The sequence below is a fragment of the Okeania sp. SIO2F5 genome, assembly GCF_010692685.1.
Classification (GTDB): Bacteria; Cyanobacteriota; Cyanobacteriia; order Cyanobacteriales; family Microcoleaceae; genus Okeania; species Okeania hirsuta.
In genome coordinates this window covers 22,205-37,950 of sequence record NZ_JAAHGU010000003.1, presented here as the reverse complement: position 1 = coordinate 37,950, position 15,746 = coordinate 22,205, and the positions used below count along the sequence as shown (strand labels likewise).

At 37.7% G+C, this 15,746-nt stretch carries 15 protein-coding genes and 1 pseudogene; 6 read left to right on the top strand and 10 right to left on the bottom strand.

The annotated features are described in order from the left end of the window. Window positions 1–68: 68 nt before the first annotated feature. The 8 genes and pseudogenes from F6K27_RS01195 to F6K27_RS01160 form a co-directional block, all read right to left on the bottom strand. Entirely contained in the window at window positions 69–2,411 is a 2,343-nt protein-coding gene (locus F6K27_RS01195) for a TIGR03032 family protein (protein ID WP_287276928.1), read from the bottom strand. A 633-nt stretch (window positions 2,412–3,044) separates the two neighbouring features. Further along, on the bottom strand, window positions 3,045–3,938 hold the full coding sequence (locus F6K27_RS01190) for an SUMF1/EgtB/PvdO family nonheme iron enzyme (RefSeq protein WP_124143855.1): 894 nt from the start codon (window positions 3,936–3,938) through the stop codon (window positions 3,045–3,047). Further along, complete coding sequence (locus F6K27_RS01185; RefSeq protein WP_287276929.1) at window positions 3,935–4,156, bottom strand: hypothetical protein; 222 nt, start codon at window positions 4,154–4,156, stop codon at window positions 3,935–3,937. The genes F6K27_RS01190 and F6K27_RS01185 overlap by 4 nt, the downstream gene beginning before the upstream one ends. A 308-nt stretch (window positions 4,157–4,464) precedes the next feature. Next, window positions 4,465–5,339, bottom strand: a pseudogene (locus F6K27_RS01180) (Uma2 family endonuclease). A gap of 150 nt (window positions 5,340–5,489) precedes the next feature. Beyond that, window positions 5,490–6,044: a GNAT family N-acetyltransferase gene (locus tag F6K27_RS01175; protein WP_287276931.1), complete on the bottom strand. Its 555-nt coding sequence runs from the start codon at window positions 6,042–6,044 to the stop codon at window positions 5,490–5,492. A gap of 220 nt (window positions 6,045–6,264) precedes the next feature. Beyond that, window positions 6,265–6,537, bottom strand: a complete 273-nt coding sequence (locus F6K27_RS01170; RefSeq protein ID WP_287276933.1) for a hypothetical protein — start codon at window positions 6,535–6,537, stop codon at window positions 6,265–6,267. A gap of 212 nt (window positions 6,538–6,749) precedes the next feature. Further along, the gene (locus F6K27_RS01165) at window positions 6,750–6,980 is read right to left on the bottom strand and encodes a hypothetical protein (protein ID WP_287276934.1); all 231 of its coding nucleotides are present in this window, start codon (window positions 6,978–6,980) and stop codon (window positions 6,750–6,752) included. Between the two features lie 153 nt (window positions 6,981–7,133). After that, window positions 7,134–7,409, bottom strand: coding sequence for a hypothetical protein (locus F6K27_RS01160; protein WP_287276935.1), 276 nt, complete (start codon window positions 7,407–7,409; stop codon window positions 7,134–7,136). Between the two features lie 385 nt (window positions 7,410–7,794). Here F6K27_RS01160 and gvpN point away from each other — a divergent pair, with 385 nt between their 5' ends. Both gvpN and F6K27_RS01150 read left to right on the top strand, forming a co-directional pair. Beyond that, entirely contained in the window at window positions 7,795–8,658 is an 864-nt protein-coding gene (gvpN, locus tag F6K27_RS01155; RefSeq protein WP_287276937.1) for a gas vesicle protein GvpN, read from the top strand. A gap of 613 nt (window positions 8,659–9,271) precedes the next feature. Beyond that, on the top strand, window positions 9,272–9,757 hold the full coding sequence (locus tag F6K27_RS01150) for a gas vesicle protein K (protein ID WP_287276939.1): 486 nt from the start codon (window positions 9,272–9,274) through the stop codon (window positions 9,755–9,757). On the opposite strand, the gene F6K27_RS01145 is transcribed toward F6K27_RS01150, so the two are convergent. Beyond that, complete coding sequence (locus F6K27_RS01145; RefSeq protein WP_124143858.1) at window positions 9,722–9,961, bottom strand: hypothetical protein; 240 nt, start codon at window positions 9,959–9,961, stop codon at window positions 9,722–9,724. The genes F6K27_RS01150 and F6K27_RS01145 overlap by 36 nt on opposite strands. A gap of 148 nt (window positions 9,962–10,109) precedes the next feature. Next, window positions 10,110–11,777, bottom strand: coding sequence for a hypothetical protein (locus F6K27_RS01140; protein WP_287284010.1), 1,668 nt, complete (start codon window positions 11,775–11,777; stop codon window positions 10,110–10,112). Window positions 11,778–12,048: 271 nt separating this feature from the next. Between F6K27_RS01140 and F6K27_RS01135 the strand changes: the two genes are divergently transcribed. The 4 genes from F6K27_RS01135 to F6K27_RS01120 all read left to right on the top strand — a co-directional run bounded on the left by F6K27_RS01135 (window position 12,049) and on the right by F6K27_RS01120 (window position 15,260). Continuing rightward, on the top strand, window positions 12,049–13,071 hold the full coding sequence (locus tag F6K27_RS01135; RefSeq protein ID WP_287276943.1) for an AraC family transcriptional regulator: 1,023 nt from the start codon (window positions 12,049–12,051) through the stop codon (window positions 13,069–13,071). 580 nt (window positions 13,072–13,651) lie between these two features. Then, the gene (locus F6K27_RS01130) at window positions 13,652–14,113 is read left to right on the top strand and encodes a hydrogenase maturation protease (RefSeq protein WP_287276946.1); all 462 of its coding nucleotides are present in this window, start codon (window positions 13,652–13,654) and stop codon (window positions 14,111–14,113) included. 266 nt (window positions 14,114–14,379) lie between these two features. After that, window positions 14,380–14,643 carry a hypothetical protein gene (locus F6K27_RS01125; protein ID WP_287276948.1) on the top strand — a complete coding sequence of 88 codons (264 nt, stop codon included), beginning with the start codon at window positions 14,380–14,382 and terminating at the stop codon, window positions 14,641–14,643. Window positions 14,644–14,933: 290 nt separating this feature from the next. Next, the gene (locus tag F6K27_RS01120) at window positions 14,934–15,260 is read left to right on the top strand and encodes a hypothetical protein (RefSeq protein WP_287276950.1); all 327 of its coding nucleotides are present in this window, start codon (window positions 14,934–14,936) and stop codon (window positions 15,258–15,260) included. The last annotated feature ends 486 nt before the right edge of the window (window positions 15,261–15,746 follow it).

Genomic DNA, 15,746 nt, shown 5'->3' with positions numbered 1-15,746 from the left:
AAATGCTCCCATCTCCCCATCTCCCCATCTCCCCATCTCCCCATCTCCCCATCTCTTAATTTAAGGTTCTACTTCACACTTATAATCATTTTTTTTCCCATCATTTCCCATAACTCTACTTGTACCTGTTCAACTACTTCTTGCCACTCCCTTGACTGAGACTGACGGAATAATTTCATTGTTGGATACCAAGGAGTATTTTCTCCTTCCTGTAACCAACGCCAATCAGCATTAAAACATAATAAAGTCCATACAGGTTTACCTAATGCTCCTGCTAAATGTGCCACAGAAGTATCAACAGTAATTACCAAATCTAGTCGATCTATTACTGCTGCTGTATCAGCATAATTATTTAACTGAGAACTCATATCTTCTATCTGAATATTGGCAGATATTTTAGTTAATTCTTGAGTTCTTTCTCCTTTTTGCAGACTATGAAATTTTACTCCAGGTACTTGCAAAATTGGTAAAAAGTCAGTTAATTTACAGGAACGATTATGGTCATTTTTATGAGTAGGACTCCCTGCCCAAACAATACCTACTTTATATAGCGCGTCGGGAAGGTTAATAGAGTTAGTATTGGGGTATCTTAAATAAGGAATTTCAACAGGAATTGTTTCTAAAGTTGTGTCAAAAATATAAGGTAAACTCATCAAGGGTACATAGATATCAAATTCTGATAATTGTAGTTCTCCTGGTGGCATTAATTTATCAATTCCTGGAACACTTTTAAAAATAGGAATTAACTCTGGCGTACATACCAAAATAATCTGTTGACAGCGTTTTGCCACTAGAGGAATATAGCGAATAAATTGAATAGCATCTCCTGCTCCTTGTTCGGTATGAATTAGCAAAGTTTTATCCATAATATCTTCCCCTTTCCATCGGGGATGAGGACATTGAAAGGGAGTAAATTCTGAAGTTTTCCAACGCCATTCACATTCAGCAAATCCCCGTTTAAAATCTCCATTTTTCAACAATGTCATGCCTAAATTAAAATGAGCTTTGGCAAAACTACCATTAAGATTAATTGCCTCTTCATAATGTTTAATTGCTGCTGCTAATTCACCTTTTTGACTATAAGCATAAGCAAGACTGTTATGAGCATCCGCATTATCTGGCTCTGTCCTAATTACCTGTTGTAAAACATTAATTGCTGCTTCATACTGTTGATTATCTCCTAAAGCTACCCCCAAATTATATTTAGCTCTCGTCAAATCCGGTTGTAACTTCAAACATTCTTGATACTCAGCGATCGCTTCTACTAATTTACCTTCTTGATAGAACTGATTTCCTTTGATTAAATGAGTTTCCGATTTGGCTATTTCTGAAGCTGGTTGTACTGTTTCTGCTAAAGCTTCATCCGGTAAAACATAAGAACTAGCAAGTAAATTTTCATCCCATTCAATAATTTCAGGAAAGCGAATATTCGGCAAAACTGCCACAGAAAATATTTCTTGAACTCCTTCTTCAAATCTTAAAAAAGCAATAGTTTCTCCAGTTAAAATATTTACTACCCATACCCCACATATTCTTTCCTGAAGTTGAGTAATTGGCATCCCAGTAAAAACAGCAGTTTCTCTAACTTGTGATAAACCAATAAATGCTAAATTTCCCCAAAAATCTATACCACGAGTAAACCCAGGCAACTTAGCAATAGTTTCTAATTTTCTCTCGTTTAAATTAACTTTTGCCAAACTCCCATTTCCTGATTCTAATAACCATAATTGTTCCTGATACCATCTAGGAGAATGAGGCATAGATAAACCCCGCATCAATATTTCATTTGTTTCTATATCCATTAATATCCCACCATTAGCTTTATTATTTCTCCAACCAGCAGCAATATCAGTTTCTCCTAAAGCTGTAGCATATTTTGGTAGGTCATTTTTTAAACATAATCCATTCAAATGACAGCGGTCTGTTAAGTCATATCCACTAATAAAAGGAGGTCTCCATCTAGGTACAAAACTATTAGGATGACCAAGAGTACAGAGACAAGAAAAACGAGTATTAATAAACCATAATTCATTCTTTGCCCAAGCCATTTCGTGAATATCAATATCTCCAGTTATATGAATATTTCTCGGTAAATAACAAGCATCATGTTTACCTAGTGGTTCGATTTTTTCTGCCACTGCTGGAACGTTGCGAAAATCCCAAATTTGATAAGCAGTTCCCAGGGCAATTTTTTCGTGAGTTGCTGCTAATCCCATGGGTTTATTAAAGGTGCGAAAATGAGTATTAATTACCCTATTATCGGCACGCAATACGATTAATTTACCTGCTTGATAAGTGGAGACAACTAAAGAAATGCCTAACTGGTCTAAAATTTTGGGGAAGTTATTTGTGTGTACGCTTCTTAATAAATAATTGTCGGTATTAACAGGAGCATTAGTTTGATTATTCATTGTCAGGTGATCTAAAGTTAGGGTCAAAATAGGTATAACTATATTAAACAATAAAAATAACTCTGAATCCGGACTATTACCAAACTCCAGACGAATTCCTATATAAAATTTGGTGATTTTTAATTTCTAGAACACTTAATACCAAGCGTGAAAAAATAATGCTACAAAAAAAGGCTGCAAATTATATCTAAAAATAACTTCTCCAATCCTAATAATACCAATTTCGATTGTTTTTCCTTTTTTTCTCGATTTGTTTATTACTTCTTCCTTTATTTGTGCTGAAATTCAAAGCAATATCTCTGTTGGAACAGGGTACTATAGTGGATGAGCTATAGTTGGTTCAATTTCAAAATGTGTTCCGGAACAGTTTTCTATTTTTGGTTATTTATCGCAACAGGTTACTATCGCAGATTAGCTATAGTTGGTTCAATTTCAAAATGTGTTCCGGAACAGTTTTTTATTTTTGGTTATTTATCGCAACAGGTTACTATCGCAGATTAGCTATAGCTGTCTCAACTTCAAAATATGTTCCGGAACAGTTTTCTATTTTTGGTTATTTATCGCAACAGGTTACTATCGCAGATTAGCTATAGCTGTCTCAACTTCAAAATATGTTCCGGAACAGTTTTCTATTTAGTGAGAGGGATTTTCAAACATAATGGCTTGATATTGGTTTTGAGTAACAGGGTATTTACTTATATAAAAAGGTTGCAGAGTAACTTTATGTTGAGGACTTTCGCCATATATTCCGACTTCATTTTTCGGCGAACCCATAAGAAAAGTACCACCAGGAATAGCCACCATTTCCAACACCATACCATTACCCAAATCTTCAGTAAAAAATACTGCTTCATTGGAACGACGCTCAATTTCTTCACCTTTGTTATTTACCGTTATCACATCAAATTTTTCTTGGTAAAAATAAGAAATAGCAGGAGGCATTTGAGGCCAAATTTTCTTCAAAGCTTCTATAGAAATAGCTAACCCCTCCGCTCCATCTTTCTTCATATTGGTAGCTATACCCAACACATGACCAGTTCCCCAGTCAACAACAGGTGCGCCACTATAACCTCTACGGAGGCGATCGCCTTCATCAACTAACAAATTCCAAACTGCCACTCTTTCATCATTTTGACGAACGAAACGCTTTTTCCCAAAAGTTCCATCAACAGTTTCCAGCAAGATTTTTTTCTCTTCACCATAGAGATAATGACCTGCTGTCCGAAAGTTTCGATTTTTTGCTTCAGATAAACTTATTAAATGGAAAAGTGGCACATTCAGCTTTTCAACTCCCAACACTGCTAAATCAAAACCCGTAATATCTCCTATTGCTAAAACTTTTGCTGGAATATTATTAACCAAAACATTTTCCTCACCACCCACATCCTCAATAACATGAGCGCAGGTTAGCAAATAAGTATAATTATCCTCTCGATAAAAAGCAAATCCAGTGCCAATAACATCTGCTTTGAAAGAGTTGTCACTAGCACTGGTAATTAAAACAATAAATTCTTCTAAATTACTCATTCTCTGACTTTTTCAGCTTGTTCAATTTCCATATCTTTATTAATTTCTTGCCAAGCTTCAGCAATAGGACGACTAATACTAATTAATATAGGTTTAACTTTAGCAAAACTAGACTTAACTTCTTTAATAAGATTAGTAGAAATAGGTTTGGCTTCATTCTCTGGGACTTCTGCCTCAACTAAAATACCATCTTCTAATTCAATTAATCTGGTGGCCATATATAATTCTTGGTAAATTTAACTGCTATTCCATTCCAGGACATCATATTAAATCCGGATGATTTGTTATTCCAAGTCATTGCGACGGTTACTCCGTGGAAGGAAGCAATCTCAGGGGTTGTGCGAGATTGCTTCCTATCATCACAATGACAACTTTTCAGCAGGATTCTATATTACTCTAATTTTCAGGATAATTTCTAGGTACAGGAAAATTTAACTTGGTGGCAACTCACCCTCAAAATAGAGCGATCGCCCAAGTTCTGATTATTAAACTAAAGAACTTAACTTCTGACTTCTGGTTTCTGACTTCAGCTATAACTGTCAGAAATTTCTCTCACTTCCTCAACAGTGAAATTAAGAATTTGTGCAACTTGTGCCACATCCATTCCTGTTGCTAATAGTTGAGAAACAGCATTTATTCGTGCTTGTTCAGCTTGTTCAGCTCGTTGACGTTCCTGTTGAGCCTGTTGTTCAGCTTGTTCAGCACGAGCTTTTTCTAGTTCTGCCCTTTCTGCTCCTGTTAACAACAAATTACCATCTTTGTCCCACCAACGTAACCAAGATAGAGTTTGATTTTGATAGGAACCGTGCCATATCCCTAATTCTACTCCCAGAGGTTCAATGAAATAGTGCCCCCGTTCGTTAGGAGACATTTTTTTATAACCACCATTACCAAAACAATACATTTGTAATTGATTGTTTTTGATAATATATACTCCGTAGTAGGAAATTCTAATGATGCGTTCGTAAACCCAAAATTTACCTGGTTTTGTTGTTTCTCCCTCAGCAGAAGCCGATAAAGGAGTTTTGTCTAATTCTTCTGAACCATCACCACTGGAAAATTCCAGAGCAAACAGAGGAGCAATATATTCTCGCCACAAACAATAGAAACGACGAAACTTATCATTCAATAAAGGTGGTACATCAGGAATATAAAACCAATATGGTGCTTCCGCGCCTTTTTCTGGAGGTTCCGTTTCTGCCAATAGATGCCACAGTCTTGCCCAATAGCATAATTTCCATCGGGGTGTCGCTGTTGTAAAATTTGTCCGATGGAATCAGTTAACAGAATACTTTGGGGATGTTCCTGGAAATTTTTCACAAAGGTTCCGTCTTCATCTGGTAATTGAGTATGGTCTGGAAAAGGTGGTGGTAGTTCTACTTTTACTGTTGTTTCGCTCATAACTAATCCTACCTTTAGTTGTTCTTAATACCAATGCTACCAGATTTTATCTGGACTTACGCACGGACACTAAATCTAGTGAGGACGCCATTCGGAGCTTTGCGGAGCGCAAATGCCATTCGCCCCTACTGACTTCTGACTTCGTTAATCCTATTCCCGCCAATATTTAGGATCATCCAAACTATCTGCACAGATAATTTTTCCACTGAAATTTCCAATCATTCCCGGACGCAATTCTTGAACCATCCAAGCATCTGCATTTTTTTCTGGTATGGAATAGGAAGGCTCAAACCCAAGATTCCCTGCTGGTTTAAATCCGAAACGTGGATAATATGTGGGATGACCGAGGACAAAAACTAAATCCACTCCAAATTTCGATAAAATATTTAATCCATTTTCAATAAGTTTACCGCCAATACCTTGTTTTTGAACATCAGGCATAACTGCTAGGGGACCAAGAATTGAAATTGATAAGGGAGCGTTGGGTTCTAGACTATCTGTGTTAGGTTCCAGACGAGCTTTACTGAACATAATGTGTCCTACAGCTCTATTTTCTTGGAAAGCTAACAGGGAAATAATAGGTTTAGCACTATCGTCCCCAAGAAGCAGTTGCACAATTTCAACACACTCGTCTGAATCAAATGCCGCGTGTTCGACAGACAGAACATCGTCTAAATCAGAATCTAAAGCTTTTCGTATAATCATTATTTGTTAATGCTATAGTTAATCTCTACCTTGTATAGCTGTAAGCATTCAGCTATCCGCTATCAACTCAAGTCAAAACTATTGGTTGTAAAAGATCTCAATTTTATTAATGTCCTAACCTATTTGCGTAGTGCTATATTTGAACAACTAGACCAATTGAAATTTAGAGGAAAAGAAATTTCCATCCCACGGAATTAATTTGGAGTGGAAAAATATCAATCTAATAACGGCGCATCTCATTCAGGAATTTATTCTGATAACGCAAAAATTCTCTCCGAGACTCCCGGAAACGACGTTTATGATATTGATAAATAGACTCACGCAAATTTTCTAGTTCCCGAATTCGACGTCGCTGATCCTTGAGAAACTCTTGCCGATATCTGAGATATTCTGTACGCCACTCATTAAAACGACGTTGACCATCACGAACTAACATTTGACGATAATGTTCGTGATTCAGCAAATGTATCGGAACATTACTAAGATCCCTCATCACTCAATACCTCTCAAATAAACATCTAAATCCTAAAATTTTAACATTTTAGTTATTTGATTTAATATATCACAAAGGAATCAGGAATAAAGAAGAAGAAATAAATATTAAATCAAAAAAGGTAAATAATGATAAAGATAGGTAGCTTATACAATTTTAAAAACTTATTATAGGTAAAAATTGATTACTTTCTTTCATTCTCTAACTCAAATTTAAGACATTTTATTTATACTAGGATGCAATTTTACACTCATTCCAGCCCAAGGAACATTATGTTCTGTATAAGTTACCAACCTTGCTTTACCAGTAATTAAATCGTACTTAAAAAATTGACTATTAAATATAGCAAATAATTCATCACCATAAAAATCTAGACTACCAGAATTTTTAATTCCACTAGCACCACCAACAGCAATAGGAGTACCATTATGATTAAGTCGCATCAGGTATCTTTGCCGATTATTATTATTACCAAAATCTGAATATGCTCTGCCCTTACTATCAAAAGCTAAACCACCAAAATAAAAAGGAGAATAAGATTTATCAGACCTAATAACTCTTCTTGCACCAGTCTTTACATTTACTATTAATAATATTTAATAGCCCATTGCATAGAGAGTTTTTCTATGTTTATAAAAAGCTAAACTAGCTACTTTACTATTACCTAATTTACCAATAATTGTAGTTTTGGCAGTAGTGGGATTTATTCTGACTAAATCTGTTGTTTTTTGGTCACGCCACCGAATACCATAGAGTATATTTACACAAAAAGCAATATCAACTATATGCATACCTATAGAACCAATTAAGACTGTTTTTCCTGATTCTATATCTAGGGTATAGAGATTACTTGCTTTGCCTTTAGAGTACAAATCTTGAATATAGATTAATCCTTTAGTATTTTTATAGACTACGTCTAAATAATTGATAATTGATAATGGATAATTGATAATTACTTGTTGTTTTTCATCCTTGATTGTTGGTATTATAGGGGTTTTGTTAGAAGACGTAGGTTGGGTTGAAGAATGAAACCCAACACCATTAACATTTTGTTGGGTTTATCCTCCGGATAAGCTGCGCTTTTCATGTCGCGCAGCGAAACGCTAACGCTCAACCCAACCTACATCTCATAACTATTCCCTATTCCCTATTCCCTATTCCCTGTTATAACTGATAACTGAAAATGACTACTGTACTTAATGTCTCACCCAACAATTTGTCAGCACCCCCGGTGTTGAACGTGTAGCTCAACGTGCTTTGCGTTATTTAAAATCTGGCTATTCAGTTCATTTACGGGGTCCCGCAGGAGTAGGCAAAACAACCCTTGCATTACACCTTGCTCATCTACGTCGTCAACCCATTGTTTTAATGTTTGGGGATGACGAATTTAAAACCTCAGATTTAATAGGTAATCAATCTGGATATACTAGGAAAAAAGTTGTGGATAATTATATCCATACCGTATTAAAAGTTGAGGATGAACTGAAACATCATTGGGTTGACTCTCGATTAACCTTAGCTTGTAAAGAAGGTTTTACTCTAGTTTATGACGAATTTAATCGTTCCCGTCCGGAGGTAAACAATATTTTACTCTCCGTTTTAGAAGAGAAAATGTTAGTTTTGCCACCTAACCAAGACCGCTCGGAATATATTCAAGTTAATCCCAGATTTAGAGTAATTTTAACTTCCAACTCTGAAGAGTATCACGGAGTTCATTCTACTCAGGATGCTTTATTAGACCGGGTGGTTACAATTAATATGGGAGAACCTGATGCTTTAACTGAACAGGAAATAGTTATACGGCAAACAGGTATAGACGCTGAAAAAGCTGAAACTATAGTTAACCTAGTGCGTACTTTTCGCACAACAGTGGGGGAAGAAAAATTAGGTGGTTTGCGTTCCTGCCTAATTATTGCCAAGGTTTGTCACGACCATGATGTTCCTGTGAATGCTCAAGATCCTAATTTTCAAGATATTTGTGCTGATATATTAATATCGCGAGCTAGTTTACCCAGGGGGGAAGCTATGGAGAAACTTCAAGAGGTTTTACAAGAGTTTTTTCCAGTAGAAGTTGAACAGAAAACTGTGAAGCGGAGTAGTCGTCGTACAAAGAAGTCTTAATGAAGTCAGAAGTCAGAAGTCAACCCACCCCTCGCCCCTCCCCCTCCCAGGAGGGGAAGTCAGAAGTTGTTTTTGTATAGCGCTACTTGAAGAGGGAATAGGGAACAGGGAACAGGGAACAGAAGACTGTAAAAGGGTTTTCCTACGGAATGCTGCGCAAACAAGATTTAAAAATGTCCTAACCTATTTGCGTAGTGCTATAAAAGATATTAGAGCAACATTCCAAAAACATTTCGCCTTCAAAGAACGTTTTAGAATTTAGAATTTAGAATTTAGAATTCAGAATTTAGAAGTAATTCCTGACCAGAAAATTAGGTCAATAGTCTCCCCTTTCAAGGGGATTAAAAAAAAAGAAAATTCACTATTTTCTTGTCTCCCTATTCCATTGAGGTACTGATAACTGATAACTGATAACTGATAACTGAAATGACGCTCATTTTCTTGGTTAGCAAGGGGAAAAAAATTACCGAAAAATTTGGCTCTAAAGCCTCCCCTTTTTAGGGGATAAAAAAGGGAATATTGTCAGATTTCAAGCTTCTTGCTTCCGCCAGAGGTACTGATAACTGATAACTGATAACTGATAACTGAAATTACTCCCCACACTTTATTTCTTATGTCTCCACAACCATCTCCAGAAGAACCCTCAATAATTCCTATTGGCAAATCAAAAAGTAGCTCTGAAGCAGGGTTAGCTCCATTGTTGCTAACAGTTATTGAGTTGGTACGGCAATTAATGGAAGCTCAGGTGATTCGGCGAATGGATGCAGAAATGTTGAGTGATGAAGAATTAGACCGTGCGGCTGAAAGTTTGCGACAGTTGGAAGAACAGGTGATTAAACTGTGCGAGGTATTTGATATTGACCCCGAAGATTTGAATTTGGATTTGGGTGAAATTGGTACTTTGTTGCCCAAGTCGGGAGAGTATTATCCAGGAGAAAAATCTGAAAGTCCTTCTATATTGGAATTATTAGACCGAATCATTAATACTGGGGTGGTTTTGGATGGCAGTCTAGATTTAGGTTTGGCGGAGTTAAGTTTGATTCATGCTCGTTTACACTTAGTTTTAACTTCTAAACCGATCGATCAAAGGAAAAAATAAGTGGCAGTCCTGCAACCATGTTCTTTCAGGAACAAACTTAACAGGTTTGCCAATCACAACAACTTCTGCTTTCTGAAAATTTCGAGCTGCAAATACCCCTTTTCCCTCATGAGTATTTTTAACTAGAACATCTAAATCAACGACATTTGCAACCGTTGCAAAATCAACTTCTGCACTTTGTAGCTTTTGTGTTGTTTGTGTCATACTCTTTAAGTCCTAAAACTAAATTGTTTGAAGATCGGTTTTTGTAAAGTATGTTGTCTTGGTAAAGAGAGTGGGCAATGCCCACCCTCAAAGCTAGTTCAAGCAATTGCGATAGAGGATCGCGCTAGTGAACAGGTAATGGAACTGGTTATGACTTACACGGAAAAGCCTCGTCAAACTGTTCAGGAGTCTTATAATATGTACCCTGGGGGAAATACTCACCCATAACCTCCGGTTCGTCACCAGGGATTTTGGTCTTTTGGGGTGCGTATTCAAACTCATTCATCTGCATTTGCCAACGGTTCCGGAGCTCGCCTAGGTACATATCCCCAAACCCATCACCGGCTGCTGGAAACTCTAACCAGGCATAACCACATTCATAATTTGCATTCTTCGGACGATAGGATGGGCGACTGACAACTACGGTATAATAACCGTTTTCATCCACTGGCATCTCTTCGTCAAAGACGCTATCAATAACTCGTGATCGAGACAGAGGCTCGTCTGTAGACCAAGAAAAATAGCGCATTTCAGCATCCCTCGTGGGATTAAAGATTTTATTACCAAAATAGGTCTTGGGAGTCTTAGGTTTTTTGCCTCGCAAGACCAAGATTTCCCCAAAATTGCGATCCATCCACGTCGTCAGATAAACCGTTGTCGAATTGATAAATCCGCCGGAACCAACATTCGGATCTGTAGGTTGAGGGCACTGATCTGCGTTATCGGGGCCTTGCTCAAAGTTAGCACAGAAATTATACTTTGCAGTCCACTCGCGGATGATGTAGGGAGGATCTTGGGCAGGCCAACTATCAGGTCTGTCTTGGTTGTACCACTCCGTGCGATCGCGCTCTGCCTTATAAGCAACTGGATCGAATGCTGGACTTGGATAAACACTACCCATACTGCCTTTGAACTTGGAGTATTTGTTTCTGCAGAGTGCATCGCCCTCAATGACCCTACCATTTTCCCTGATAATTTTCGCCTCGGGTAATTCCGTATCCCCCAGCAGGTTTGTTCCCTTATCGGGGACATAGAGTCGCATTACTACGATATACCCAATATTGGGGAACTCTTTCTCCCCAAGGTATAAAGTATTGGGTTCGAGCTTCAATTGTTCTGCTTTATCGGGGAAAGCATCGCTAAATAATTCTTCAAATTCAGGAAGATCCTCGGGAATCTTGGGCAATTTTTCAACCAACTTGGGTAAGACTTTAACAAGTGCCTCTTTGAAGTCTGGAGAATTTTCGGGGATCTGTTGCAACTTTTCCCCCCAGTTTGGGAAAGCCTCTGCAAAGCGTTGTTTGAATGTTGGCAGGTTCTCGGCCTTCCATGTCATCGTATAGGAACGATCGTTGGCCGTGCGATTCCTCCCGTTTCTGAAAGGGTTCGTCGATCCCTCGTCGGGTTCGATCTCATAATCGACGATCTGATGATCTCCGCTAACTAAGGTATCTGAGTCTGGATCATAAAAGTAGGCGCTAAAAGTCATCGAACGAGCGTGAGGAAATTTACCCGTTATTTCAACGTGACTGTTCTCGGGCAGAGAAAATAAAGCAACGGGATAGGCACTGTGTGCATCTGGATAAAAGGCGTTGTGATAGGGGTCGGCACTAAGAGTCGTTTTCCAGAAACAGTTTTCTATCGGGAGGCCCGGGTCAAACTCCCGACCGACACTGGCCGGATCTCCATCGCGATCAAAGGTATTTTCTGTTTTTTCAGCAAGAACAGGGCCTGTGGGTAATATGATATTTCCCAGGAGGAGAGAGGTAGCGATCGCCACTACCACTATCATTCTCCCAATTCGATTCAAAATCATCGGTAAAACCTGATAAACAAAACTAATATTTGGAAACTTTGTTGTTTAGCTTTTCAACAAAGCTAATTTTCCTGGCCTTACAAGGCCATAATTCAATCACGGTGGGTCATCCCTACTCTGTGACTTAAAAGTTACTTTAGTAGTAAGCTATCTCTGTGAATGAGCGAAAATTATAACTTTCTCAGTTATATAAATTAAATAACTAATTTTTTCAAAAAATTAGCTTTGCTTATAGGTTGTTTGATTATTTTTTTGAAAAGGTAGTCCAAAAATGAGTGTGTTGAGAGATACAAACAATAGTAGAATTGTCCAAGCTGAAGATGTTCCTGGGATGAGCAATCCGAAGATTATCTCCAAATCCTTTAGAGATGTGGAGAATTTCAAAGAGTTTTTTGAGTATAAAAATAAGGAAATAATACAACTCACCCCTGGTTCTGTTAAAGCTGAGTTTTTGTCGATTCAGGTTGGTGACTTATTTTTCGTATGTAATCAGGTGAACCAGGGATTTCAATTTTCAGGTGAGGGTAGAAAGGAATACATATCTTTTGCGATACTTTGGTCTGAGAATGAAAAGGAATATTACTCCTTCCGTCACCCTGTCGCACCTCAAAGGACTGTTTTTGGTTTCAATAACACTGAAGCACACGACATATTTCCTCAAGGTGGAGCATTGACACACATTATTATCCCTGTTAAAACTTTTGATACTTATGCAGACCAACTACAACGCCACGATCTAGACGATAATTTCCGGAATAAAAATCATGTGAATTTGCCTCTAACTGGGATGAAAGAAATTAAAGATTATCTGAAACCACTGATTTGGTTAGCAGTACACCAACCGACTTGGTTTCAAAACCCTCATATTGAAAAACTCATTACTGATGATTTCGTTCCTTTGTTAATTAGTCAGATTCCTATCAAGTTAAATTCTAAGTCTTTCCTCAAACCTTCCCGAAGAGCAAAGTTGATTGCCCAAGCAGAGCAAAAAATGTTAGCAAACTTGAAAAAACCTCTGACTTTAAAACAACTAGCTGAAAATTTAGGCTCTAGCAGTTGTGCGTTATCTTTTGGTTTTAAAGACTTATTTGGCGTGAGTCCGATGCGCTATCTCAAGATACGACGACTTAATGCAGTGCGACAACGCTTGAAAGCAAGCGAACCGGAAAATTGTTCCATCGTCTTCCTTGCTAATGAATTTGGGTTCTACTGTCCGAGTCATTTTACTAGAGATTACAAAGCGATGTTTGGGGAGTTGCCTTCAGAGACTTTAGCAAAACACTACAAAAGTTAGCTTGAGTATTAAGCGATAAATATATTCGGAATCTAAAGTTTTTCTTATAATAATTATCTTTTTAAGAATTTAATGCTATTGCTTGCTTCCCAATATATTCCGTAGATAGAGCGATCGTGAATATTCTCAAATTTTCCTGCTTCAGTCACAGCAATAAATTAACTTCTGACTTCTGTACGGGCGAATGGCCATTTACTGACGCAGAGCTGCCGCTAACGCCCCTACCAATTCTGACTTCAAATATATGTTACCAGATTACAAAAACAGTTTAAAAAATGGGTTAGTGTTGAGGACGTAAAGTTAATAAATCTAGATAAAATCTACTTTTCAGCACATCTAATACCCCACTTGAAATAGCAGTCAGCGCTCAGCGGTCAGCTATCAGCTCTCATGAGGAGGCTTTAATGAATATAGACTGTTTCAGCCAGTTTTTATAGTAAGTATAAATTCTGACAATTAGTCAAGCTTTGATCTCAAACTAAAAGCAATAGCTGATGGCTGTTTGCGTAGCATCCCGTAGGGAAGTGCTGACGGCTGTTTGCGCAGCATTCCGGAGGAAATGCTTACTAACAAATAAATAATGTTGACAATTATTGGTTGCGGTAATCTTAACCGTAGTGATGATGGGGTAGGAGTAATTATTGCTCAACGCTTGCAGCAATATTTGACTGAACATCCTCATCCGAATGTCCGGGTTTATGACTGCGGTACTGCGGGAATGGAAGTGATGTTTCAGGCAAGGGGAACTCAGCAATTAATTATTCTGGATGCTAGTGCTACAGGTTCTGAACCAGGTGCAATATTTAAGGTGCCTAGTTCCGAGTTGGAAGCACTGCCAGAACCCAGTTATAATTTGCATGATTTTCGTTGGGATAATGCTCTGGCGGTGGGTCGAAAAATCTTTCGGGAGGATTTTCCTGAAGATGTAATTGTCTATTTAATAGAAGCTGAAAATTTGGATTTTGGTCTAGAACTTTCTTCTGTAGTTCAGCATTCTGCTGAGAAGGTTTTTCAAGAACTTATATCAACTTTAATTGATTAAGTACCCGTGCAAAATTAATTTAAAATTTTGGCATGAGGGAACAGAGAACAGGAAATATAACTGAGCAATAAATATACAAATATTGTTCTTATTGACTTAGTTATCAATTACTGGAAATTGAGAATTAGGAGTGGAAAGTTTGTCTTTTCAGCTTATTTCTTCTTCCTTAAATTTAGCCATCTATCAGTTTTTCTGAAAGTAAAGTAAAGCCAAAGAAAAAGCTGATAACTGATGGCTGACCACTACTTTAACACAAGGAAATTATCATGGACGAACAAAGAACAGAACAATATTATGAATTAATTGATAAATTAGTACAATGTCCTAATGGAAAAGAGCCTGATGTTTTAGATGAAAATATTGAATTAGTTGATGCTGGTTTTGTGTCAGTTTTAATGCAAGTTGGTCAAGCACAAATTCATCATGGAAATCAAGATGGTGCTAAGTTTTTATTCCATCTTGCTCGTGAATTAGCTAAACAATTAGGATTATATCCTGACCCTGAAGCTGCTGCAGCACCTGCCCATTGAAGAAGGAGTCAGTCCTCAGGAGTCAAGAGTCAGGAGAATGGAGTTGATGGGTATTCTCACCCCACCAACCGCATTTGCACCCCTGGTGACGGTGGGGTATTAAACCCATAAGGGTTAATGAAGTCAAAAGTTAACCCACCCCCTAACCCAACCCACCCCCGCCCCTCCCAGGAGGGGATCCAGGAGGGGAAGTAGGGAATTTGAGCTTCGCTCCAAAAATATTTCGCCTTAAAAAGCGGGGTTGCGCGACCCATATTATTTTGATAAAGATCATGTAGATAGTTAATGTTATGTTTTCTCAGACAGAAGCAGAAAAATTAGCCATTGATTTTTTGGGGAATGATTGGGAAATTCCCCAGACAGAACAAGAATGGTTTACTATTAGAAATACGAAACAAGAGCCTAATTGGTATATTGTGGAAGTAGCAATAGAAGGATATCCTGATTATTGGATTCTTCAGGTTTATGATACGGGTGAATGTGACCCTTGTTATACTTTTGTCTCTCCTTTAAGTGGTTCTCAAGATACAGATGATTTGCAGGAATTACCAGAATCTATTGCTAATATGATTAGCTTTGAGCGTAATTCACAAATGTCTCAAGCAGCAAAAGTTTGAATATACAGCGTTTCCCGTTGTTATGAGGTACAAAATTTTAGGTTTAAGGGAACAGGGAACACCGGAGCTGGGAACAGAAAAGAATAAAAACAACTGTACATCATAGCTTCGGAAACTGCTGTAAAATACTAAATCAAGTTCGATATCTTGGGAATATTAATAGTTGAAATCGGTTATTTATTCTGATTTTTTTACTATTAAAATACATCCATCGAACTTGATTTTGTTGTATATAGAAATATTAAGTTTTAATGAAATTAAGTCCTTTGAAGAAATATAATAGTTTATAGCTAGTCAATACAGCTAGTCAGTAGTAGACTGACACAGCTAAAACTGTGCAATAGATTTTTGTTTCTAGGTGTCTTGAACCCCTCATCTCCCATCCCCCCATCTCCCATCTAATGCAACATTTAAAGTGTGTCAGGCCAGTAGTCCAGTAGGGTGTGTTAGCGGTAGCATAACGCATCGAAAGGAAACTACAGTACA